General features: G+C 63.4%; 22 protein-coding genes. 11 read left to right on the top strand and 11 right to left on the bottom strand.

Annotation, left to right across the window (positions count from 1 at the left end):
• Nucleotides 1-180: 180 nt before the first annotated feature.
• The 5 genes from ACFPWW_RS11440 (at nucleotide 181) to ACFPWW_RS11420 (ending at nucleotide 3994) form a co-directional block, all read left to right on the top strand.
• A complete protein-coding gene (locus tag ACFPWW_RS11440; protein WP_112573630.1) occupies nucleotides 181-954 on the top strand; it encodes a transporter substrate-binding domain-containing protein in 774 nt (257 codons plus the stop codon).
• Between the two features lie 113 nt (nucleotides 955-1067).
• Nucleotides 1068-1874, top strand: coding sequence for an ABC transporter permease (locus tag ACFPWW_RS11435; protein ID WP_112573632.1), 807 nt, complete (start codon nucleotides 1068-1070; stop codon nucleotides 1872-1874).
• Nucleotides 1871-2701 carry an ABC transporter permease gene (locus ACFPWW_RS11430; RefSeq protein WP_112573634.1) on the top strand — a complete coding sequence of 277 codons (831 nt, stop codon included), beginning with the start codon at nucleotides 1871-1873 and terminating at the stop codon, nucleotides 2699-2701. The genes ACFPWW_RS11435 and ACFPWW_RS11430 overlap by 4 nt, the downstream gene beginning before the upstream one ends.
• A gap of 161 nt (nucleotides 2702-2862) precedes the next feature.
• A complete protein-coding gene (locus ACFPWW_RS11425; RefSeq protein WP_112573636.1) occupies nucleotides 2863-3129 on the top strand; it encodes an usg protein in 267 nt (88 codons plus the stop codon).
• 43 nt (nucleotides 3130-3172) lie between these two features.
• Complete coding sequence (locus ACFPWW_RS11420; RefSeq protein WP_112759312.1) at nucleotides 3173-3994, top strand: methyltransferase; 822 nt, start codon at nucleotides 3173-3175, stop codon at nucleotides 3992-3994.
• A gap of 155 nt (nucleotides 3995-4149) precedes the next feature.
• Here ACFPWW_RS11420 and ACFPWW_RS11415 read toward each other — a convergent pair whose 3' ends face one another.
• From ACFPWW_RS11415 to ACFPWW_RS11400, 4 genes are all read right to left on the bottom strand, one after another.
• On the bottom strand, nucleotides 4150-4971 hold the full coding sequence (locus tag ACFPWW_RS11415; RefSeq protein WP_112759285.1) for an ABC transporter ATP-binding protein: 822 nt from the start codon (nucleotides 4969-4971) through the stop codon (nucleotides 4150-4152).
• Between the two features lie 11 nt (nucleotides 4972-4982).
• A complete protein-coding gene (ssuC, locus tag ACFPWW_RS11410) occupies nucleotides 4983-5834 on the bottom strand; it encodes an aliphatic sulfonate ABC transporter permease SsuC (RefSeq protein ID WP_112759284.1) in 852 nt (283 codons plus the stop codon).
• A gap of 85 nt (nucleotides 5835-5919) precedes the next feature.
• Complete coding sequence (gene ssuD / locus ACFPWW_RS11405) at nucleotides 5920-7095, bottom strand: FMNH2-dependent alkanesulfonate monooxygenase (RefSeq protein WP_112573642.1); 1176 nt, start codon at nucleotides 7093-7095, stop codon at nucleotides 5920-5922.
• Nucleotides 7096-7302: 207 nt separating this feature from the next.
• On the bottom strand, nucleotides 7303-8268 hold the full coding sequence (locus ACFPWW_RS11400; protein WP_113414120.1) for an aliphatic sulfonate ABC transporter substrate-binding protein: 966 nt from the start codon (nucleotides 8266-8268) through the stop codon (nucleotides 7303-7305).
• 265 nt (nucleotides 8269-8533) lie between these two features.
• On the opposite strand from ACFPWW_RS11400, the gene ACFPWW_RS11395 reads away from it, so the two are divergent.
• A complete protein-coding gene (locus ACFPWW_RS11395) occupies nucleotides 8534-9403 on the top strand; it encodes an NAD(P)-dependent oxidoreductase (RefSeq protein ID WP_377311696.1) in 870 nt (289 codons plus the stop codon).
• Complete coding sequence (locus ACFPWW_RS11390; protein ID WP_377311695.1) at nucleotides 9400-10083, top strand: DNA alkylation repair protein; 684 nt, start codon at nucleotides 9400-9402, stop codon at nucleotides 10081-10083. Before ACFPWW_RS11395 ends, ACFPWW_RS11390 begins: the two co-directional genes overlap by 4 nt.
• A 7-nt stretch (nucleotides 10084-10090) precedes the next feature.
• Here ACFPWW_RS11390 and ACFPWW_RS11385 read toward each other — a convergent pair whose 3' ends face one another.
• From ACFPWW_RS11385 to ACFPWW_RS11365, 5 genes are all read right to left on the bottom strand, one after another.
• The gene (locus ACFPWW_RS11385) at nucleotides 10091-11023 is read right to left on the bottom strand and encodes a LysR substrate-binding domain-containing protein (protein WP_112573649.1); all 933 of its coding nucleotides are present in this window, start codon (nucleotides 11021-11023) and stop codon (nucleotides 10091-10093) included.
• Nucleotides 11024-11452: 429 nt separating this feature from the next.
• The gene (locus ACFPWW_RS11380; RefSeq protein WP_377311694.1) at nucleotides 11453-12475 is read right to left on the bottom strand and encodes a porin; all 1023 of its coding nucleotides are present in this window, start codon (nucleotides 12473-12475) and stop codon (nucleotides 11453-11455) included.
• Nucleotides 12476-13292: 817 nt separating this feature from the next.
• Nucleotides 13293-13781 (bottom strand): Lrp/AsnC family transcriptional regulator, encoded by a 489-nt coding sequence (locus ACFPWW_RS11375; protein ID WP_004678404.1) that lies wholly within the window; start codon nucleotides 13779-13781, stop codon nucleotides 13293-13295.
• Between the two features lie 70 nt (nucleotides 13782-13851).
• Nucleotides 13852-14493, bottom strand: a complete 642-nt coding sequence (locus ACFPWW_RS11370) for a uracil-DNA glycosylase family protein (RefSeq protein WP_377311702.1) — start codon at nucleotides 14491-14493, stop codon at nucleotides 13852-13854.
• On the bottom strand, nucleotides 14490-15038 hold the full coding sequence (locus ACFPWW_RS11365; protein WP_377311693.1) for a thermonuclease family protein: 549 nt from the start codon (nucleotides 15036-15038) through the stop codon (nucleotides 14490-14492). Before ACFPWW_RS11365 ends, ACFPWW_RS11370 begins: the two co-directional genes overlap by 4 nt.
• A gap of 106 nt (nucleotides 15039-15144) precedes the next feature.
• On the opposite strand from ACFPWW_RS11365, the gene ACFPWW_RS11360 reads away from it, so the two are divergent.
• Nucleotides 15145-16680 (top strand): sensor histidine kinase, encoded by a 1536-nt coding sequence (locus ACFPWW_RS11360; RefSeq protein WP_112755006.1) that lies wholly within the window; start codon nucleotides 15145-15147, stop codon nucleotides 16678-16680.
• Nucleotides 16681-16686: 6 nt separating this feature from the next.
• On the opposite strand, the gene ACFPWW_RS11355 is transcribed toward ACFPWW_RS11360, so the two are convergent.
• Nucleotides 16687-17067, bottom strand: a complete 381-nt coding sequence (locus ACFPWW_RS11355; protein WP_112755004.1) for a diacylglycerol kinase — start codon at nucleotides 17065-17067, stop codon at nucleotides 16687-16689.
• A gap of 131 nt (nucleotides 17068-17198) precedes the next feature.
• Entirely contained in the window at nucleotides 17199-18215 is a 1017-nt protein-coding gene (cobT, locus tag ACFPWW_RS11350; RefSeq protein ID WP_112706306.1) for a nicotinate-nucleotide--dimethylbenzimidazole phosphoribosyltransferase, read from the bottom strand.
• A 164-nt stretch (nucleotides 18216-18379) separates the two neighbouring features.
• Between cobT and ACFPWW_RS11345 the strand changes: the two genes are divergently transcribed.
• From ACFPWW_RS11345 to ACFPWW_RS11335, 3 genes are read left to right on the top strand one after another with little or no spacing between them, the layout of a single operon-like run.
• Entirely contained in the window at nucleotides 18380-19159 is a 780-nt protein-coding gene (locus tag ACFPWW_RS11345) for an adenosylcobinamide-GDP ribazoletransferase (protein ID WP_112573685.1), read from the top strand.
• Nucleotides 19160-19177: 18 nt separating this feature from the next.
• Nucleotides 19178-19375: a DUF1289 domain-containing protein gene (locus ACFPWW_RS11340; RefSeq protein ID WP_377311692.1), complete on the top strand. Its 198-nt coding sequence runs from the start codon at nucleotides 19178-19180 to the stop codon at nucleotides 19373-19375.
• Nucleotides 19375-20073: a TIGR02281 family clan AA aspartic protease gene (locus ACFPWW_RS11335; RefSeq protein WP_377311691.1), complete on the top strand. Its 699-nt coding sequence runs from the start codon at nucleotides 19375-19377 to the stop codon at nucleotides 20071-20073. The genes ACFPWW_RS11340 and ACFPWW_RS11335 overlap by 1 nt, the downstream gene beginning before the upstream one ends.
• Nucleotides 20074-20226: the final 153 nt, after the last annotated feature.

Here is a 20226-nt window from a genome sequence, read left to right as displayed (position 1 = left end):
TGCCGGACGGCCCCTGTTCATCTATGCGGCCGGTTGCGACGCACAACTGCGCGGGGATTCCTGTTGCAATTTTGCGAAAAAAGGTTTGATTATCGCCGCAAGACGGTGGTGGCACCGTCGAAGTGTGCGGCCGCCGGCGAACAACAAAAAGACCCGGCGACACCAACAGAGAGGATCCTCATGCGCATTTCCACCAAGCTCCTTGCTGCAGCCTCGCTCGCGGCAATGTCCCTGTTTGCCGGATCGGCCCTTGCCGACGGCGAAAAATACGTGATCGGCACGGACTCGACCTACCCGCCGTTCGAATTCGTCGACGCCAGTGGCACCATTCAGGGCTTCGACATCGATATCGCCAAGGCACTCTGCGCCGAGATGAAGGCCGAATGCTCCTTCGTATCGACCGACTGGGACGGCATCATCCCGGCGCTCAACGCCAAGAAGTTCGACATGATCGTCTCCTCCATGTCGATCACGCCCGAGCGCCTGAAGCTCGTCGACTTCTCCAACAAATACTACAACACCCCGCCGGCAATCGCCGTGCCGAAGGACTCCAAGATCACCGACGTTGCCGGCCTCAAGGGCAAGGTGATCGGCGCGCAGACGTCCACGACGCACGCCAACTACGCCGAGAAGCACCTCGCCGATACCGAGCTGAAGCTCTACCCGACGGCTGACGAATACAAGCTCGACGTTTCCAGCGGCCGTGTCGATGCCGTCATCGACGACGTCGTCGTTCTCTCCGAATGGGTCAAGTCCGACGCCGGCTCCTGCTGCAAGATCCTGACGACCCTGCCGGTCGACAAGGAAATCAACGGCGAAGGCGCAGGCATCGCCATCCGCAAGGGCGATCCGCTGAAGGAAAAGCTCAACACGGCGATCGCCGCGATCCGCGCCAGCGGCGAATACAAGAAGATCCAGGAAAAGTACTTCGATTTCGACGTTTACGGCGAATGATAAATTCGCTATCTGGCCGATGAAGGAAATGGCGGAAGGCTTGCTCTTCCGCCATTTTTGTTTGACAAAGGTGACAAGATCAAAACGGCAAAAGCCGTGAGGGGACTTCTGGCATGGGCGGATTGTTTTCCGCGCTCGGCTCCTTCTGGAGCGCACTTGTGCACATTTTCGACCCGCTCTGCGGACCCGTCGGCATCTTCACCTGGCTGGCACCCTCGACGATCCTTTCCTGCGGCGATGCCGGCTGGGGCGACGAGATCGCGCTCGGCCTGCAGGTCACGGTTTCGGTGGCGCTCGTCACCCTGCCGATCGGCCTCGTCATCGGCTTCCTCGTGGCGCTCGGCCAGCAGTCGGAGGAAAAATCGCTGCGGCTGGCAGCCGGCATCTACACCACGATCTTCCGCGGCCTGCCCGAGCTTCTGACGCTGTTCATCATCTATTACGGCATGCAGATCCTCATCCAGTACCTGCTGGATCTCGCCGGCTATGACGGCCCGCCGGTTGAAATCAACGCCTTCCTGGCCGGCGTGATCGCGCTTTCGGTGGTCTTTTCCGCCTATTGCTCGGAAGTGCTGCTGTCGGCCTTCCGCGCCATCCCCAAGGGGCAATACGAGGCGGGAGACGCGCTCGGCCTGCATCGCGGCCGCACGCTGCGCCTCATCATCCTGCCGCAATTGATCCGCATTGCGCTGCCGGGCCTGACGAATCTCTGGATGGTGCTGCTGAAGGACACGTCCTACGTTTCGATCATCAGCCTTGCCGATATCCTGCGCCAGACGAGCGTGGCCGTGCGCGTGACCAAGGAACCCTTCTTCTTTTACGGCATTGCCTGCTGTCTCTATCTGGTGCTCGCCATCCTCTCCTCCTTCCTGCTCGTCTATATCGACCGCTGGGCCAAGCGCTCGGAGGTCCGCCGATGAGCTACGCCGAAACATTGATCCCGCCGCAGCCGGCGCCCCGCGCGGTCGCAAGGCCCGTTACCGGAGCGCGCGTCGGCGGCTATATTCTCGTCGCCTTCTGGGCGCTGCTCGCAGCCCTTCTGGTCTACACCGTCATTGCCGGCTGGGATCCGGAGAAGTTCACACGCTACGGGCCGCGCTACCTGCACGGATTGTGGGTGACGCTGAGCATCGTCTTCCTCTCCGTCGTCTTCGGCGCCGTCCTGTCGCTGCCGCTCGCCATGGCGCGCCTGTCGAAGAACCGGCTGCTGAACTGGCTCGCCTACGCCTATATCTATTTCTTCCGCGGCACGCCGCTGCTGGCCCAGCTCTTCCTGGTCTATTACGGCCTCGGCGTGTTCCGCCCGCAGCTGGAAGCCGTCGGCATCTGGTGGTTCTTCCGCGATGCCTGGTATTGCGGCGTCTTTGCCATGACCATCAACACCGCCGCCTATCAGGCCGAAATCCTGCGCGGCGCAATCCAGAGCGTGCCCTACGGCCAGCATGAAGCCGCAGCCGCCCTCGGCATCCACAAGAACATCGCCTTCTGGAAGATCGTCCTGCCGCAGGCCCTGATCGTGGCGCTGCGCCCCTACGGCAACGAGATCATCCTGCTCATCAAGGGCTCGGCCGTCGTCGCCATCATCACCGTCCTCGACCTGATGGGCGAGACGCGCTACGCCTTCTCGCGCACCTTCGATTACCAGACCTATCTGTGGGCGGCGATCTTCTACCTCGCCATCGTGGAAGCGCTGCGCCACCTCTGGAACTGGATCGAGCGCCGCCTGACGCGCCACCTGAAGCGCTGAGGAGATTTGGCAGCACTCTCCTGTGACTGCTGCCAAGTCATTGAAATCAAAAACAAATAGCTCTTTTGCCTGCAATCTGTCAAGCTTCGGTTAACCACCGCGTGATCTCATATCACGTGGCGCTGACTAGCGCGGAGTGGGAACGAGAAGAAGCGAGACAAATGCACAAGGACATGGAAAAGCAACTCAAGGGTTACGGCCTGACGACGGCCCAGATCCTTTACCGCATGCCGGATCACCCGGCCTTTCTCCAGACCTATATCTGGCAGGACTACGACCTCGCCCCGGACTTTCCGGAAATGCGCAGTTTCCTGAAGTTCTGGCAGGAAAAACTGGACGGGCCGCTGCATTCGGTGCGCTATACCCACCGCAGGCTCATTTCGGCAACGGAGTGGCGCTCCCTTAAGGGCGAATTCATATTGCACTGAAATTGCGGTTGCGATGGTAAGCTGCGGGCTCTACAACGCCCGCATGAACAAAAAGAAGATCGACGAAGAGGCTCTCGCGGAAGCCTATAACCGCGCTCTTGCGCTTGAAAAGGCCGGCGATATCGACGCGGCCGTCGAAGCCTACCAGGAAGTCCTGGCAATCGATCCCGACGATCACGGCGGCGCGGCCGTCCGCATCGCCTCCATGGGGCGCGGCGAAACGCCCGTCCGTGCGCCGGACGCCTATGTCGAAACCCTCTTCGACCAGCATGCCGAGGTCTTCGAGGACGTGCTGGTGGAGCAGCTCGGCTACCATGTGCCGATGCTCGTGCGCCAGCGCCTGCAGGACCTGAAGCTCGGCCCCTTCAAGCGCATGCTCGATCTCGGCTGCGGCACCGGCCTGACCGGCAGCGCGCTGAACGACCTCTGCGACGAGATGGTCGGCATCGATATTTCCGAAAACATGGTCGTCATCGCCGACGAGAAGGAAATCTACGAGACGCTCTTCGTCGCCGAGGTCGAGGATTTCCTCGACGACAACGAGGAAGATCCCTTCGACCTCATCACCGCGACCGACGTGCTGCCCTATCTCGGCGCGCTGGAGCCGCTGTTCTTCGGCGCCGCCGAAAACATGAATCCCGGCGGCATTTTCATCTTCTCCTCCGAAAGCCTGCCGGAAAAGCTGGCGGAAGGCCGCCCCTACATGGTCGGCCCGCACCAGCGCTTCATCCACAGCGAGGCCTATATCCGCGAGCGCCTTGCCGCCACCGGTTTCGAACTGCTGGAAATCATGGAGATCAACGTGCGCATGCAGGAAGGCCAGCCAAGCCCCGGCCATCTGGTGACGGCGCGCTACAACGGCTGAGGACCTCCCTGCGCCGGCACAGCGTCGCGCGCAGAAACAGGCACTCGCAGCCTGAAGCAATTCCAGCAAAAGCGGGAACCGGTTTTGCGCCAGGAATTGCAGCAAAAACAATAGGCTGGAGCATTGAAGGCGACTCCGTTTTCGCCGGAAATGTTCTAGTGCCCGCCATCGCCGCCGAGGATGGCGGACAGCAGCCGCCCTTCCAGCTCCGCCAGATCGGGATTGCCGTGGCGGCGGGGATGCGGAAAGGGAATGGCGAGATCGAGCGCGATGCGGCCCTCCTCCAGCACGATCACCCGGTCGGCAAGATGCACGGCCTCGCTGACGTCATGCGTGACCAGCACCGTCGTGCAGCCGAGTTCGCGCCACACGCGGTTCAGCAATTGCTGCATGCTGATGCGGGTCAAGGCGTCGAGCGCGCCGAGCGGTTCGTCCAGCGCCAGGATGCCGGGCCTGCTGACGAGTGCGCGGGCAAGCGCCACGCGCTGGCGCTGGCCGCCGGAAAGGCGCGAGGGCCATTCGCCGGCCTTTTCGGCAAGCTGGACCTCGGCAAGCACGGCTTTCGCCTCTTCCCGCGCCCGCCTCTTCTCGATGCCCTCGCCGAGGCCGACGGCGACATTGTCGGCGACGCTGAGCCAAGGCAGAAGCCGCGGCTCCTGGAAGACGATGCGGGCATTGGCGCCGGTCTCGGAGCCATCGGCGCCCTCGAAGCGCAGATCGCCGCCCGTCGGCTCGTCGAGGCCCATCAGGATGCGCAGCAGCGTGCTCTTGCCGCAGCCGCTCTTGCCGATGACGGCAACGAACTGGCCGGCCGGAATATGCAGGTTGATGCCGCGCAGCACCCGGTTGGCGCCGAAGCTCTTTTCGAGGCCGGAGAGCGTGATGGCCGCAGCCCCGGTTGCGGCGGCGGCCGGCCGATGCGCGCCATGTTCGGCCGTATCGGCCGGATGGAAACGTTCATGCGTGACGAGGGTCATGGCATCGGCTCCTATTTGGCGTAAGCCGGGTTCCACTTGAGCGTCTGCCGCTCGAGCGCACGGGCGACGACATCGGCAAGCTTGCCGAGCACCGCATAGATGACGAGCGCCAGCACCACGACATCGGTCATCATGAATTCGCGGGCATTGTTGGCCATATGGCCGATGCCGGAGGATGCGGCGATCGATTCCGACACGATGAGCGTCAGCCACATGATCCCCAGCGCATAGCGCAGGCCGACGAAGATCGACGGCAGCGCGCCGGGGAAGATGACCTTGCGGAACAAGGTCCAGCCGCCCATGCCGTAGACCCTGCCCATCTCGACCAGGTCGCGGTCGACATTGCGCACGCCATGATAGGTGTTGAGATAGACGGGAAAGAGCACGCCGAGCGAGGTGAGGAACAGTTTCGATTCCTCGCCGATGCCGAACCAGAGGATGACGAGCGGGATCATCGCCAGATGCGGGATGGTGCGCAGCATCTGCAGGGTCGTGTCCGTCAGCTGCTCCGACAGCTTCGACACGCCATTGGCAATGCCGAGCAGGAAGCCGAGGGAGCCGCCGACGATGAGGCCGGCAAAGGCGCGCGCGGCGCTGACCAGCACGTCTTCAGGCAGCTGCCCCGAGACGGTCGTCGTCCAGAAGGCGGCCGCGACATCGGCCGGCGACGGCATGATGCGCGAGGAAATCCAGCCGAGCGACGATCCGATCTGCCAGAGCGCGACGATCGCAACCGGCACCAGATAGGGCAAGAGCCTGTCACGGCCGGGCAGCGGCAGGCGCAAACCTGCCCTGCCCCCGTCTGCTCGCGTCTTGCCGGTGGCGGCGCCGGCCCGTGCGAACGGCGTATCGAATGTCGACATGGATATTTCCTCGCGCTTGGCTTCAGGGCAATTCCGGAAAGACGGCGCGGTGTCCGGCCGGAATCGCGTTGGAAACCGGCCCCGATCAGGAGCCGGAAACGACCTTCAGGTTGCCGCCATGGCTGCCGCCGGCAAAAACCTTCTTGCGACCGAACTCGTTGTTGAAGCTGAGCCGCTGTTCGTCCCGCGTGATGCCGAGTTCCGGGAAGAGCAGTTCGGCGACGCGATAGGCCTCTTCCAGATGCGGATAGCCGGAGCCGATCACCGTATCGATGCCGATCTCCTGATATTCGCGCAGGCGCGCGGCAACCGTTTTCGGCGAGCCGACGAGCGCGGTGCCCGCGCCGGCGCGCACCAGGCCGATACCGGCCCAGAGGTTCGGCGACACTTCGAGCTTGTCGCGGCGGCCGCCGTGCAGGGCGGCCATGCGCTTCTGGCCGACGGAGTCGGATTCCTTGACGAAACGCTCCTGCGCCTCACGAATCGTGTCGTCGTCGAGATGACGGATCAGCCGGTCGGCGGCGTCCCACGCTTCCTCGTCCGTTTCGCGCACGATGAAATGCAGGCGGATGCCGAAGGAGACCTCGCGGCCCTTGGCGGCGGCGGCCGCACGTACCTTCTGCACCTTTTCGGCAACCTGCGCCGGCGGTTCGCCCCAGGTCAGGTATTTGTCGACGCGGCCGACGGCAAAATCGATGCCGGCATCCGAGGAGCCGCCGAAATAGAGCGGCGGGCGCGGCGTCTGCACCGAGGGAAAGCCGAGGCGGGCCTCGGTCGCCTTGATATATTTGCCGTCGTAGCTCGCCACACCCTTTTCCAGCAGTTCCTCGAAGACATGGAAGAACTCGTCGGCATGGGCGTAGCGCTCGTCATGCTCCAGGTGGATGCCGTCGCCGGCAAGCTCGGCCGGGCTGCCGCCGACGACGATGTTGAGCAGCAGGCGGCCGTTGGAAATGCGGTCCAGCGTCGTGGCAAGGCGGGCATAATAGGCCGGAGATGCCGTGCCGGGGCGGATCGCCACCAGGAACTGCAGCCTCTCGGTCCTGGCGGCGAGCGCCGAAGCCATGACGAAGGATTCCTCGCAGGCCACGCCCGTCGGCAGCAGCACGCCGGAATAGCCGAGACGGTCCACGGCCTGCGCGATCTGCGAGAGATAGCCGATTTCCGGGGCGCGGTTGAGATCGGTGGAACCGAGATAGGTGCCGTCTCCCGATGTCGGGATGAACCAGAGGAAATTGATCGGGTCGGATGAAGCGGTCATGGACGCATTCCTTTTTATGGATATCTGAAATCAGCTGCCTTGGAGCCTGCCGATATCGTGACATAGACTACTAATTATATCGACAATATCAATTTGCTATTCCGGCTCGATCTGGAGAATAATTTTGCCGGGACCCGCGGCATGGGCACGTTCCCATGCCGCGGTCCCCAGGCCCTGCCCCGGCACCAGGGCAAACGACGGCGCCGGTCAGGTCGCCTTCGGGCGCCAGACGATATCGCCCGTCGCAAGCTTCTTCGGCACGATGCCGAGATTGTAGAATTCGTCGGCGAGCGCCTGCTGATAGCTGGCCGCCGCATCCGTCACCGTCGAGACGCTGCCGAGATCGGCACCGGGGCGCGTCAGCGTCACCCGCGTCACGTCGGCCGGAACGCCGGTGATTTCCGAAAGCTCCTTGACCGTCTCGTCGAGATTGTCCTGCGCCGAGCGGCCGACCTTGGCGAGCTCGTCCAGCACGTTGACGATGACGGTGCCGTTCTCGTCGGTGAAATCCTTGTTGGCGAGGAAATAGCTGTAGGAATCGACGATGCCTTCCGCCGTCGTCAGGATGCGCGTATCGGGATCGGCCTCCGCGATGGCGAGATAGGGATCCCAGATCGACCACGCATCGATGCTGCCGTTCTTGAAGGCGGCGGCCGCATCCGGGGGCGCAAGATCGAGCGGCTGCACGTCATCCAGCGTCAGCCCCGCCTTGCGCAAGACCTTTACCGTTACGTTATGGGCGCTGGAGCCGCGCTTGAAGGCGACCTTCCTGCCCTTCAGGTCCTCCAGCGTCCTGATCGGCGAATCCTTGCGCACGAGGATGGCCGAGCCCGCCGGGCTGCCGCGATAGATGCCGACATAATAGAGCGCCCCGCCCGCCGCCTGCGCAAAGAGCGGCGGCACGTCGCCCGTGGCGCCGAAATCCAGCGCGCCGGCGCCAAGCGCTTCCAGCAGCGGCGGTCCTGACGTGAATTCCGACCAGCTCACCGTAAGGCCCTGGTCGGCAAGCCGCTTTTCCAGCGCCCCGCGACGCTTGGCAAGCGCCAGCACGCCGTTCTTCTGCCAGCCGATGCGCAATTCCGTCGCCGCCGCCCGCGCCGGCCTGACGGACGGCAGAGCCACGGTGGCGGCGCCGGCTGCCAAGAGCCCCAGTGTCTGTCGACGTGTAATCATCTCTGTCCCCTTTCCTGCGGCCAGGCGCTCCTGCCGCGCCGGCCGCTCCGTTTCGATGGGGTTGATGATGATTTAGTCTATAAACTAGATCGACAATTAATTTTATCATATCAGCGAGATCTGAAACTTTCCCGACCCCGTTTTGTCCGGCCCGGAGAAATTTTGTTCCAGGCGCGGCCGTCCGGCCCGCCTTCGTGGCTTTCCGCCGCCTCCCGTTTCGGCTAATCCTCTGACCCTGTTTGCAAGCGGTTATGGAGGACAGCATATGGCGAAAGTCGCTTTCATCGGTCTCGGCGTCATGGGTTTCCCGATGGCGGGACATTTGAAGACAAAGGGCGGCCACGATGTCACCGTCTACAATCGCACGGCCGCAAAGGCCGCCGCCTGGGCGGAAAAATTCGCCGGCAAGGCAGCCCCCACCCCGGCGCAGGCCGCCGATGGCTGCGATTTCGTCTTCGTCTGCGTCGGCAATGACGACGATCTGAGGCAGGTCACGACCGGTGAGGACGGCGTGCTGAAGACCATGAAGCCGGGCTCGGTGCTGATCGACAATACGACGGCGAGCGCCGAAGTCGCCCGCGAGCTTTATGCGGCCGCCAGGGCCAAAGGCGTGGATTTCATCGACGCCCCCGTTTCCGGCGGTCAGGCGGGCGCCGAAAACGGCGTGCTGACGGTCATGTGCGGCGGTGACGAAGCCGTGTTCGAAAAGGCCCGCCCCGTCATCGACGCCTATGCCCGCATGGTCGGCCTGATGGGACCTGCCGGTTCCGGCCAGCTCACCAAGATGATGAACCAGATCTGCATCGCCGGTATCGTCCAGGGCCTTGCCGAAGCCGTGCATTTCGGCAAGCGCGCCGGCCTCGACATCGAAAAGGTTGTCGACGTCATCTCCAAGGGGGCGGCCGGCTCCTGGCAGATGGAAAACCGCCACAAGACCATGAACCAGGGCAAATACGATTTCGGCTTTGCCGTCGACTGGATGCGCAAGGATCTCGGCATCGTGCTCTCCGAGGCGCAGCGCAACGGCGCGAGACTGCCGCTGACGGCCCTGGTCGACCAGTTCTACGGCGACGTTCAGGCGCTCGGCGGCAACCGGTGGGACACGTCCTCGCTGCTTGCGCGACTTGAGAAATGATCGGCCCCTCTTCGAGCGCGGCGGACCTGATTGCGCATCTGCGCACGCTGCGCTCTGAAGACAATATTGCCGGCATGGCGCGTTTCGGCATCGCCACCGAAGGCGCCATCGGCATTTCCAATCCCGACCTGCAGAAGATCGCCCGGCTCGCCGGCAAGGACCAGGCCAGGGCAAGGGCGCTCTGGGCAAGCGGCATCCGCGAGGCGCGCATGCTGGCGCTCTATACGTTCGAGCCGAAAGAGCTGACGGCGGCCGAGGCGCGTGAACTGGCCGCCGGCTTCAACTCCTGGGAAATTGTCGATTGCGCCGCCGACCTCTTCGTCGGGGCCGGCCTCGACGCGCTGATTGCGGACTTTGCCGCAGACGAGCGGGAATTCGTCAGGCGCACCGCCTTTGCCATGATCGCCGGGGCGGCCGTGCACCGCAAGCAGGACCTGGACGAAAGCCTGCTCGCCTATCTGCCGCTGATCGAAGCCCATGCCACCGACGGCCGAAACTTCGTGCGCAAGGCCGTCAGCTGGGCGCTGCGCAACATCGGCAAGCGCAACGCCACCTGCCATCGCCCTGCCCTTGCGCTTGCCGAACGCCTTGCCGCGGGCGCCGACAGGACCGCCCGCTGGATCGGCAAGGATGCCGTTAAAGAGCTGACCGGCGAAAAGCTGCTCGCCCGGCTCCGCTGAACCGGCCCTACTGGGCCGCGATCGCGGCCCCGGTCGTGACGATCTGGTTCTGCTTGGATTTCTCGACGAGGAAATCGATCAGCGCCCGCACCGCCGGCGGCATGCCCTTGGTCGTGGTGAAGACGAGATAGAACTGGCTCTCCACCGTCTGCCATTCCGGCAGCACGCGCACCAGCCGGCCGGACTGGAGATCCTGCGCGCAGGCGTTTTCGAGGATGAGCCCGTAGCCCACGCCGGCACGCGCCGCATCCAGGATCGCCGTCATGCTGCGGCAGGTGAGCCGCGGCTGGTGGCGCACGACCTTCTTCTCGCCGTCCGGCCCCACCAGTTCCCAGGTATGGAAGGACATCCAGGTGGTCATGGCGAGGGTCGGCGCATTGCCGAGATCGTCGACGCAATCGAGCGCGCCCATGCGCTCGATCAGCGACGGGCTGGCGACGAGGATGCGCCGCGCCCGGTCGAGCTTGCGCATCGTCAGGCTGGTCTGCGTTTCCGGCTCGCTTGCCGCGCGCACCTCGACATCGATGCGCTCGTTGATGAGATCCGTGCGCCGGTCCGAGCCGATGATCTGCAGCTTGATCTTGGGATAGCGCTCCAGGAATTCCGGCAGCACGGCGCCGAGCGAAATATCGATGAGGCCGAGCGGGCAGCCCATGCGCACGATGCCCTGCGGATCGGACTGCGCCTCCGTGACGATCGACTTGGCGCGATCGGCCTCCCGCAGGATCGTCTGGCACTGCTCGTAGAAGGCCTGGCCGATCTCCGTCACCCGGAAATGGCGCGTGGACCGCTCGATCAGCCTTGCGCCAAGGCAATCCTCCAGCCGGCTGACGCGCCTGCTCAGCTTGGACCTCGGTATTTTCAGGGTTCGGCTTGCGGAAGCGAATCCACCGCTGGAGACGACGGCGGCGAAATAGAAGTAGTCGTTAAGATCGTCCATTAAGGAAACCTACCCGAGAGTAGTAATGATTGCCAGCCTCTGAAATGCTTATAGCGGCGACCTGTCACGTTACAGTCACATTATTGGCATCGATTCGCGCAGGCTAAAACCTATCCGAACGGTTGGCTTGCCGGATGCATTCGCACAATGAAAACGTGTATGTCGCGCGATAAAACGGGGCGCGATCGATCAGAAGCAACGAATAGGCTGATAATTTCTAAATCTGCTCGACGTCGGGAAAACCAACCGACGAAACGAAACCGGCAAGCGTGGCGGCGCTTCTGGCTTCCCACCGGCTTTCAACTGCAAAGGACTGGCCCAGCAGGGAAAACCGGACCAGTCCCTCGTTACTGATCGGAGGTCATTCTGATCAGAAACTCATGGGGTTAGGAGACCCCCGGCACGAGGCCGGGGGTTCCGTCGCTCAGATTAGAACGAGCGCTGCAGACGGAAGTAACCGGTCGTGACGTCGTCGCCATCTTCCGGATCCAGGTACTGGACGGAAGCCTTGGCGTAGAAGTTGTCAACGATCTGGTAGTCAACCGTCAGACCGACCTTCCAGGCATCGCCGAGACCGTCGAAGTCATCCGGAACAGCCTTGGAGCCGCCGAAGTAGTTGCCGTAGTACTGAACAGCCGGAGTGATCTTCAGCTTGTCAGTTGCCTTGATGGCGTATTCGGCAGCAACTGCCCATTCAGCCGACGAGTAGTAGGAGTTCGGGCCGCTGGAGTAGACAGCTGCGAGGCCGAGCGTGCCCGGGCCGAGTTCAGCCGTACCCATAGCGCGGATAGCGCCGTCTTCGTTGTCGAAGTCGTAGCCGCCGGTGACCTGGTAGCTGAAGGCGCCAGCCGTGCCGCCGATGCCGAAGGCAACGCCGACGTTGTTCGGATCTTCGTCAGCCTTGAAGACGCCGTCTTCCAGTTCGTCGACGCTGAGGCCAGCGTAGAAGGAACCGGTTTCGTACTGATAACGGATGGAGTTATGCAGCGTTACGACGGAGCCGATGTCGTCCGTTTCGCCGGAGAGACCATCGTCCCACCAGGAGTAGAAGAGACCAGCGCGGAAGCCTGCGACGTCGAGGTAAGCCGAGTCGAGGATCGTTTCCTGGTCCGTTGCGTTGTCGGCATTGGCCTGGAGAACGATTACGCCGGTGAGCGGGCCGTATTCGGTGTCGCTCTTGGCGGTGAACTGAACCTGACCGCGGGTCTTGGCATTCCAGTCGGCGTCGCCGCTTTCGCCCGGACCAACGTCAACCTGGAAACGGATGTAGCCTTCGATCTTCAGGCAGGTTTCCGTGCCCGGGATGTAGAAGTAGCCGGTGCCGTAAGCGTCGCAGACGCGAACGTACTCAACCGGCTCCGGCTCTGCAGCAACGATTGCGTCTGCTGCGAGTACCGGGGTCGATGCAGCAAATGCTGCTGCCGACGCAAGCAATACCATCTTGATGTTCATTGTAGAATTCCACTCCTTTGTCGATCGGGGCTTTACTCTGTTTCCGAAGATCCAAAGCCGACCCGTTTGAACAGCCTCACGGCGTGCGGATCGATCGAACCGCCGAACGTTCATCCCACAGACATCAAATTGTATCAATTCGTGAACGGCGCCATCGCACGGCATGCACATGCTTTCTGCATGGGGCGTGGTTTTTATACAACAATTTCAAGGAGTTGGATGATTAACGCACGAATGCCGCCGCGGTAGCCAGTGGCTATCGCAGGCGGCTGAAACGATCCTCCCAAAGCGCCGCGAAACCGGAGCAGAAAGCTCGAACGATCTCGCGAAGCAGCCGGACATTAGCGCCGGCTAAGCATCATATAAAGATAGGAGATTAGAACATGGTGTCCTGAAATCGAACCTAATGGTGCAGAAAGCGACCATAAATCGATTTGGGGCCTACTTTGTGTTGTGGAAACAACCAAAGACTCGCGCTCTGGCATCGCTTAAACGTTTTGCCAAAGGCTCAAAAAATTCGTGCGAAGCGCGATATTGCGCTGCACGGACATTACAAAAGTGTTCCAGTTCCCCCGGACCACCCGCACGAATCGGCCCCCGTGCCTCCCAACGTCGGGGCCTGTTCATGACGTGCGTGGCTTCGCACAGTTCCATGACAGGAAAATTACAATTTGGAAAGGTTTCGCGCCGCCGTCAAGTGGCAGCTGCGGCGCGCCGCACTCCGAGAAATCACGGATGAACTTCTCCTTACGCAAACGGGCGCGATTCGCTCGCGCCCGTTTGCAACCGTCGATGCCTTGCCGCAGGCCCTGCCCGCTCAGTCCTCGTTGGACTTGGCGTTTTCGAGAATCATGTAGTCGAGCGGCAGCTGCGTCGAATATTTGATCTGCTCCATCGCGAAGGCCGAGGAGACGTCGCGAATCTCGATCTTGGCGATCATGCGCTTGTAGAAGGCGTCATAGGCGGCGATGTCGGGCACGACGACGCGCAGCAGATAGTCCACGTCGCCGCTCATGCGGTAGAATTCGACCACCTCGGGGAATTCCGCAACGACCTCGGAGAATCGGCGCAGCCACTCGATGGAATGGGTCGCGGTGCGGATCGACACGAAAACCGTGACCTTGGTGTTGACCTTTTCCGGATCGAGGATGGCCACGCGGCGCTTGATGACGCCGTCCTCTTCCATCTTCTGGATGCGCCGCCAGCAGGGCGTCGTCGAAAGCCCGACCTTCTTGGCAAGGTCGGCAACGGCGAGCGTCGAATCTTCCTGAAGCAGGCGCAGTATCTTTCGGTCGAGGCGATCCATGCGAAAATAAGTCCCTTTCGAATTATTTTCTTTGTATAGCGCGATTCCGGCCGACGAAAAGAATTTTGTTTCAGAAGGCAAGCATTTTGATTCGCCGGCGCAGCTCCGGAAGCAGTTCTTCCTCGAACCAGCCGTTGCGCCTGATCCAGCCCGTATTACGCCAGCTCGGATGCGGCAGCGGCAGAACGGCAGGTCTGCCCTGTTTGGCGAGACCGTCGCGCCAGTTCCGCACCGTCTCCGTCATGCTTTCGCGTCGTGACGCGCCCATGTGCCAGGCCTGCGCATAGGAGCCGACAGCCAGCACCAGCTCGATCTGCGGCATGGCCGAGATTGCCCGCTCCCGCCAGGCCGGCGCGCATTCGCGCCGCGGCGGCAGGTCGCTGCCCTTGGCATCGTAGCCCGGAAAGCAGAATCCCATCGGCACGATCGCGAATCGGTCCCGGTCGTAGAAGGTCGGCCGGTCCACATCCAGCCACTGCCGCAGCCGGTCGCCGGAAGCGTCGTCGAACGGCAGGCCGCTTTCGTGCACGCGAAGCCCCGGCGCCTGGCCGGCGATCAGCACGCGGGCGCGCGCGGAGAGCACGGCAACCGGGCGCGGCTCGTGCGGCAGCCGGTCCGCGATGCCGCGCAGCGGCGCATCGCGACAGATCCGGCAGGCCGATATCTCGGCCCGCAGCCCGTCCAGCCCGTCCTCGCCCGATACCGCCGTCATTGCCATCCCGTCCATCCGCCGATCAGCCGCTGCAGGCCGGACTTTCCGTGCCGGGCCTCGTCCCTGACGTCGCGCGGCATGTCGAAACGGCCGGCCCAGAGCCCGAGCCTGCCCGCCCTCGCCTGCTCTTCCTCGCGCGCGTAGCCGCCATAGGAAACCGCCATGCCGGAGGCCACCATGCGCGCGTTAATATTGCCGGCATCATTGTGGCAGGTGACGAGCAGCCGGTCGTAACGGTCGCGCTCGTTGCCGCCGCATTGCGTGCCGGGCTGCGAAACCAGTTCCTGCAGCGCCCGTCGCGCCTGCCGGCCGCAGCCCCATTCCTGCCCCTGGCGCTCGCAGGTCTGCGACAGTTCCGGCGCGTCTATGCCCTTGAGCCGCAGGCGCTGGCCGTCGAGAACCAGGCTGTCGCCGTCGGCGGCGCGAAAGGCGCCCTGATGCCGAATATCGGGCCTGTCGCCGAGCTTTGCCGCAATTAATGCAACGAGAACAAGAAAAGCCAGCGCGGTTGCACCGTCCCGGGTCAACACAAGAAGCCGTGCCACGCTTTTGCCTCCTTGCAAAACAAACCCTTGGCAAAGATGGCAAACATCTTCTTAAGAATTTCCGGTTAAGCTCTTATTCATCTGCAGGACAAGTTTCAACGTGCACATGAGTACCGGCGTCAGCACATCAACCGACAAGATCATTGTCGACAAATCGCGCGGCCACCGCAACAAGGCGGTTTCCAAGGCCGTGCGGCAGACGCGCGAACGCCTGCAGTCGGGCCACGCCTCCAGCTCCGCCTTCGATCGCGACATGCTGCAGATGTATGTCGCCGCCGTGCTGCAGGGCGCGGCGATCATGCCGCTCTTCGTCATCATCGTGGCGGCCCTCGGCACCTATTTCATCGAGGATGCGAGCCTGTTTTTCTGGGCGCTGCTGACGCTCACCTGCCACGCCGTCAACATTCTTCTGGCCCGCCACGCCCGCAAACAGGAAATCGCCGCCGAAACCGTGCGCCGCTGGCGCAATCTTCTGCTGGCCGGCCAGTTCCTGATCGGCTGCTGCTGGGCGATCTTCGCCCTGCAGGGCTGTTCGGCCTGCGAACCTTCGAGCTTCACGCTCTATAAGGGCGCCACGCTGCTGATCGCCCTGTCGGTCACGACCATGTCGAATTTCATGCTGACGCCCGCCGTGATCGTCGGCTTTGCCCCCGCCGTCGTGGCGCTTGCCGCAAAGAGCGGCCTGTCGCGCGATATTCTGGAACTTTCGCTGGCCGGCGTCTTCACCACCACGGTCGTCTTCTTCAATTACATCAGCGACCGGCTCTTCCAGTCCAGCCTGAAAATCCTCTCCTTCCAGTCGGAAAAGGACGATCTGATCGCCGAACTCGAAGTGGCCAAATCCATGTCGGACGAGGCCCGCCGCCGCGCCGAGGAGGCAAACCTCGCCAAGTCGCGCTTCCTCGCCTCCATGTCGCACGAGCTGCGCACGCCGCTGAACGCGATTCTCGGCTTCTCCGAAGTCATGTCGGCGGAGGTCATGGGGCCGCTCGCCAACCCGACCTACAAGGAATATGCCGACGACATCCATCGCTCCGGCCAGCATCTGCTCGATCTCATCAACGAAATCCTCGATCTCTCGCGTATCGAAGCCGGTCGCTACGAGCTCAGCGAAGAGGCGATCTCGCTGCTCGACATTACCGAAGACTGCATCGGAATGGTGCAGCTGCGCGCGCGCGCCAAGAACATCTCCATTACCGACCAGGTAGAGCGCCAGCTTCCGGCGATCTGGGCCGATGAAAAGTCCATGCGCCAGGTCGTTCTCAATCTTCTTTCCAATGCCGTAAAATTCACACCTCAAGGTGGAGAAATAAACGTCAAGGTTGGGTGGACGGCCGGCGGCGGCCAGTACATCTCCATCCGCGACAACGGCCCCGGCATTCCCGAGGAGGAAATCCCGGTCGTACTGTCGGCCTTCGGCCAGGGCTCGATCGCCATCAAGAGCGCCGAACAGGGCACCGGCCTCGGCCTGCCGATCGTGCAGGCGATCCTTGCCAAGCATGACGGCCAGTTCATCCTGAAATCCAAGCTGCGCGAAGGCACCGAAGTCATCGCCATCCTGCCCGCCAAGCGCGTGCTGCAGACCATCCCGGCGGTGGAAGAAGCCCAGCCCGTCGCCAAGAAGCGCAAGAGCTTCGCCTAGGCATCTTTAGAAAAAGAGATGCCTGCAGATGACGAAGCCGAGATAGAGGCAGCAGGCGGCGATCATGCAGGTGACGGCAAAGGAGCCGAGATCCTTGGCATGTTTGCCGACGATGGAAATCTCCGGCGAGATCCGGTCGATCACTTCCTCGACCGCCGTATTCATCGCCTCGATGGAAAAGAGCCCGAGGAAAAGCACCGTCGTGACGACGAATTCGGTGGCGTCCGCGCCGATGAGGAAGAGCACGGCCAGCGCCGCCGCGAAGAAGCCGAGTTCCTGCCGGAAGGCCGATTCCCTGACGACCCGCAGAAAGCCCGCCCAGGAATAGCCGGCGGCCGCCACGAAATGGCGAAATCCCGTTTCCTTGGTCACGGCAGGTTTCGTCAAGGGCGCCTCGCCTCCTCCGGGCCGGTCTTGCCGCCGGCTTTGATTTATAAGCGACTACGCAGATACCGTTTCCCCGGCCTGCGCGCAAGCAAGGCGCAGGCCGCTCGCCGGTTGCCCCATCGGTCGCCGGATCAATGTTTTCCCGAAACGCCGGCCTGGGCGAAGGTCGCCATGCCGGAATGGCAGGCCGCCGCCGCCTTGACGATGCCGGCGGCAAGGGCAGCACCCGTGCCTTCGCCGAGCCGCATGCCGAGCGCCAGAAGCGGCGTCTTGCCGAGCTGTTCGATGGAGCGCAGATGCCCCGGTTCGGCCGAGACATGGCCGATCAGGCAATGGTCGAGCGCCGACGGATTGACGGCCCTGAGAATCGCGCCGGCCGCCGTTGCCGTATAACCGTCGATCAGGACGGGGATGCGCTCCATGCGGGCGGCGAGAATGGCGCCCGCCATCGCCGCGATCTCGCGGCCGCCGAGCCGGCGCATGATTTCGAGCGGATCGTTCAGATGGTCGCTGTGGAGCGCGACGGCGCGCTCGACCGCATCGATCTTGCGCTCCAGCATCTCGCCTTCCGAACCCGTGCCGGGGCCGACCCAGTCGCGCGCGGTGCCGCCGTAAAGCGCGTAGTTGATGGCGGCCGCGATCGTCGTGTTGCCGATGCCCATTTCGCCGATGCAGAGCAGGTCCGTGCCGCCGGCGATCGCCTCCATGCCGAAGGCCATGGTGGCGGCGCAGTCGCGCTCGGAGAGCGCCGGCTCCTGGGTGATGTCGCCGGTCGGATAGTCGAGCGCCAGATCGAAGACCTTGAGGCCGAGATCGTTGGCAACGCAGATCTGGTTGATCGCTGCTCCGCCGGCTGCGAAATTCTCCACCATCTGCTGCGTCACTTCCGGCGGGAAAGGCGTGATGCCCTGGCGCACGACGCCGTGGTTGCCGGCGAAGATCGCCACCAGCGGCCGGTTGACAGCGGGCGCGCGGCCGCTCCAGGCGGCAAGCCAGAAGGCGATTTCCTCGAGCCGCCCGAGCGCGCCCGGCGGCTTGGTCAGCTGCGCGTCGCGTTCGCGGGCCGCCACCAGCGCGCGGGCGTCCGGTCCCGGCAGGTCGCGGAGAAGGGCGCGAAAATCGTCGAACGGCAGGCCTGAAACGCTCATCTGAATGGCTTTCCTTGTCTTCTTGTCTTTTCCCGGCAAATCGGGTTCCTTGCGTGGCGACTCTCTTAAAGCGACCGGCCACGGCGAACAATGTCAAAAAGCAAGCAACGCCAAAAGCCGCAGGAAGACGAACGGGCCGCCGGAGAGACGGGGGATCGCAGACAGTGATAAAAGACATCGTCGTCGATGCGGCGCGCGCCGTGGCCTTTCTCAGCCGCATTCCCATGCCGCCCTGGCTCTTTGCCGGTTATGACGGCAAGCTCGGCCGGCTCGTGCGGGTCTTTCCGCTGGCCGGTCTTGCCATCGGCGCCCTGCCCGCGCTCGTCTTCTTCGTCATGCTTGCCCTGCGCGCCGACCGGCTGATGGCGGCGCTCGTGGCGCTCGCCGTTCAGACGATCCTGACCGGGGCGCTGCACGAGGACGGGCTCGCCGACACCGCCGACGGCATCGGCGGCGGCAAGACGCGCGAGCAGAGCCTCCTCATCATGAAGGACAGCCGCATCGGCAGCTATGGCGCGATCGCCCTCATCCTGTCCTTCGCGCTGAGGGCAGCGGCGCTCGCCGCCATCGCCCGCGAAGCCTCGCCCTTTGCCGCCGCCCTTGCCATTCCGGCCGTCGCGGCGCTGAGCCGCGGCGCGATCGCCTGGCACTGGCAGCGCCTGCCCGCCGCAAAGCCGGACGGGCTTGCGGCTTCGGCCGGCAGGCCCGCGGAAGTGACGATGCAGGTCGCCCTTGTGGCGGCGGGCTTCATCACCGCCATTCTCGTCTGGCCGGCGCTCGGCCTGCTGCCTTTCGTCTCGGCCCTGCTTGCCACCGGTTTCTCGACGCTTTTCTTCACCTGGTTCATCCGCCGCAGGCTTGCCGGCCACACCGGCGACACGCTCGGCGCCAACCAGCAGATTTGCGAGGTCGCGGGTTTCTGCGCCCTTGCCATGGCTCTCTGAAATCCCGATATATCGCCCATGCGAACACCCTGCATCCGCGTATGCTTTCTGGATCCCCTGACCGGTCTCTGCACCGGATGCGGCCGCACAACGGAAGAAATCGCCGGCTGGATGCGCTTTTCGGATGAAGAGCGTAAACGCATCATGGCAAGCCTGCCGGCGCGCCTCGCCGCGCCTGCTCCCGAACAGGCAAAGACGCTGGAGGCGGCCGGCTGATGCGCCTCGTCCTGCTGCTTGCCGTCATCCTTATCGGCCTTGCCGTCCTGCTCTTCAACAGCGACCAGAGCCGCATCATGGGCCTGGAGAGCGACGATTTCGGCCGCTTCGTCTACCTGCTGCCGATCGCCCTGATGCTGGCCGCCGGCATCTGGGGCAGCCGCCGCAATATCGGCGAGACGATGCGCCAGTTCCTGATCTGGCTGGTCATCATCCTGGCGCTCGCCACCGCCTATCTCTACCGCTACGACGCGATGGCCGTCGGCAACCGGCTGCTTGCCGGCCTTGTGCCCGGCCGAGCGGTGATCGTCACCACGAGCGAAGGCGGGCAGGAAGTCATCGTCCACAAGATGCTGAACGGCCATTTCGAGGCGGAAGTCTCCGTCAACGGCCAGTCGGTGCCCATGCTCGTCGATACCGGCGCAAGCATGGTGGCGCTCTCCCATGCCGACGCGCTGCGCATCGGCATTGACCCGAAGCAACTCACCTATTCCATGAGCGTGATGACCGCCAACGGCCGCGCCCGCGCCGCCCCCGTCACGCTGGATCAGGTGGCGATCGGCCCGATCGTGCGCAGCAACGTGGCCGCGAGCGTGGCGGAAGACGGCAGGCTGGACCAGAGCCTGCTCGGCATGAGCTTCCTGGAAACGCTGGGCTCGCTGCAGATGCAGACGGACGAACTCAGGATGCGGGACTAGGGTTTTCCAGCCGGTCGCCACCCCCCGTCCCTTGTATCTGCACATTGATGATTTTGTGCGAAAGAAGCGACTGAGCCTCTTGCCGGGTGGCCACCCGGCAAGAGGCGTGGCGGCGTCGCCCGTTCTCCCTCCGGCTACAACCGTGGATGAGCC

The sequence above is a fragment of the Rhizobium sp. GCM10022189 genome, assembly GCF_042656325.1.
Classification (GTDB): Bacteria; Pseudomonadota; Alphaproteobacteria; order Rhizobiales; family Rhizobiaceae; genus Rhizobium.
Note: the sequence above shows the minus strand (reverse complement) of the source record. Positions and strands in the feature narration are given on the sequence as shown.

What these genes read in the sequence shown, in the direction of transcription:
- ACFPWW_RS11425 (WP_112573636.1), top strand. Translation starts at nt 2,863, where the DNA reads ATGCACAAGGACATGGAAAAGCAACTCAAGGGTTACGGCCTGACGACG.
- ACFPWW_RS11440 (WP_112573630.1), top strand. Translation starts at nt 181, where the DNA reads ATGCGCATTTCCACCAAGCTCCTTGCTGCAGCCTCGCTCGCGGCAATG.
- ssuC (WP_112759284.1), bottom strand. Translation starts at nt 5,834, where the DNA reads ATGTCGACATTCGATACGCCGTTCGCACGGGCCGGCGCCGCCACCGGC.
- ACFPWW_RS11415 (WP_112759285.1), bottom strand. Translation starts at nt 4,971, where the DNA reads ATGACCCTCGTCACGCATGAACGTTTCCATCCGGCCGATACGGCCGAA.
- ACFPWW_RS11370 (WP_377311702.1), bottom strand. Translation starts at nt 14,493, where the DNA reads ATGACGGCGGTATCGGGCGAGGACGGGCTGGACGGGCTGCGGGCCGAG.
- ACFPWW_RS11395 (WP_377311696.1), top strand. Translation starts at nt 8,534, where the DNA reads ATGGCGAAAGTCGCTTTCATCGGTCTCGGCGTCATGGGTTTCCCGATG.
- ACFPWW_RS11390 (WP_377311695.1), top strand. Translation starts at nt 9,400, where the DNA reads ATGATCGGCCCCTCTTCGAGCGCGGCGGACCTGATTGCGCATCTGCGC.
- ACFPWW_RS11385 (WP_112573649.1), bottom strand. Translation starts at nt 11,023, where the DNA reads ATGGACGATCTTAACGACTACTTCTATTTCGCCGCCGTCGTCTCCAGC.
- ACFPWW_RS11435 (WP_112573632.1), top strand. Translation starts at nt 1,068, where the DNA reads ATGGGCGGATTGTTTTCCGCGCTCGGCTCCTTCTGGAGCGCACTTGTG.
- ACFPWW_RS11340 (WP_377311692.1), top strand. Translation starts at nt 19,178, where the DNA reads ATGCGAACACCCTGCATCCGCGTATGCTTTCTGGATCCCCTGACCGGT.
- ACFPWW_RS11375 (WP_004678404.1), bottom strand. Translation starts at nt 13,781, where the DNA reads ATGGATCGCCTCGACCGAAAGATACTGCGCCTGCTTCAGGAAGATTCG.
- ACFPWW_RS11380 (WP_377311694.1), bottom strand. Translation starts at nt 12,475, where the DNA reads ATGAACATCAAGATGGTATTGCTTGCGTCGGCAGCAGCATTTGCTGCA.
- cobT (WP_112706306.1), bottom strand. Translation starts at nt 18,215, where the DNA reads ATGAGCGTTTCAGGCCTGCCGTTCGACGATTTTCGCGCCCTTCTCCGC.
- ACFPWW_RS11400 (WP_113414120.1), bottom strand. Translation starts at nt 8,268, where the DNA reads ATGATTACACGTCGACAGACACTGGGGCTCTTGGCAGCCGGCGCCGCC.
- ACFPWW_RS11430 (WP_112573634.1), top strand. Translation starts at nt 1,871, where the DNA reads ATGAGCTACGCCGAAACATTGATCCCGCCGCAGCCGGCGCCCCGCGCG.
- ssuD (WP_112573642.1), bottom strand. Translation starts at nt 7,095, where the DNA reads ATGACCGCTTCATCCGACCCGATCAATTTCCTCTGGTTCATCCCGACA.
- ACFPWW_RS11420 (WP_112759312.1), top strand. Translation starts at nt 3,173, where the DNA reads ATGAACAAAAAGAAGATCGACGAAGAGGCTCTCGCGGAAGCCTATAAC.
- ACFPWW_RS11360 (WP_112755006.1), top strand. Translation starts at nt 15,145, where the DNA reads ATGAGTACCGGCGTCAGCACATCAACCGACAAGATCATTGTCGACAAA.
- ACFPWW_RS11335 (WP_377311691.1), top strand. Translation starts at nt 19,375, where the DNA reads ATGCGCCTCGTCCTGCTGCTTGCCGTCATCCTTATCGGCCTTGCCGTC.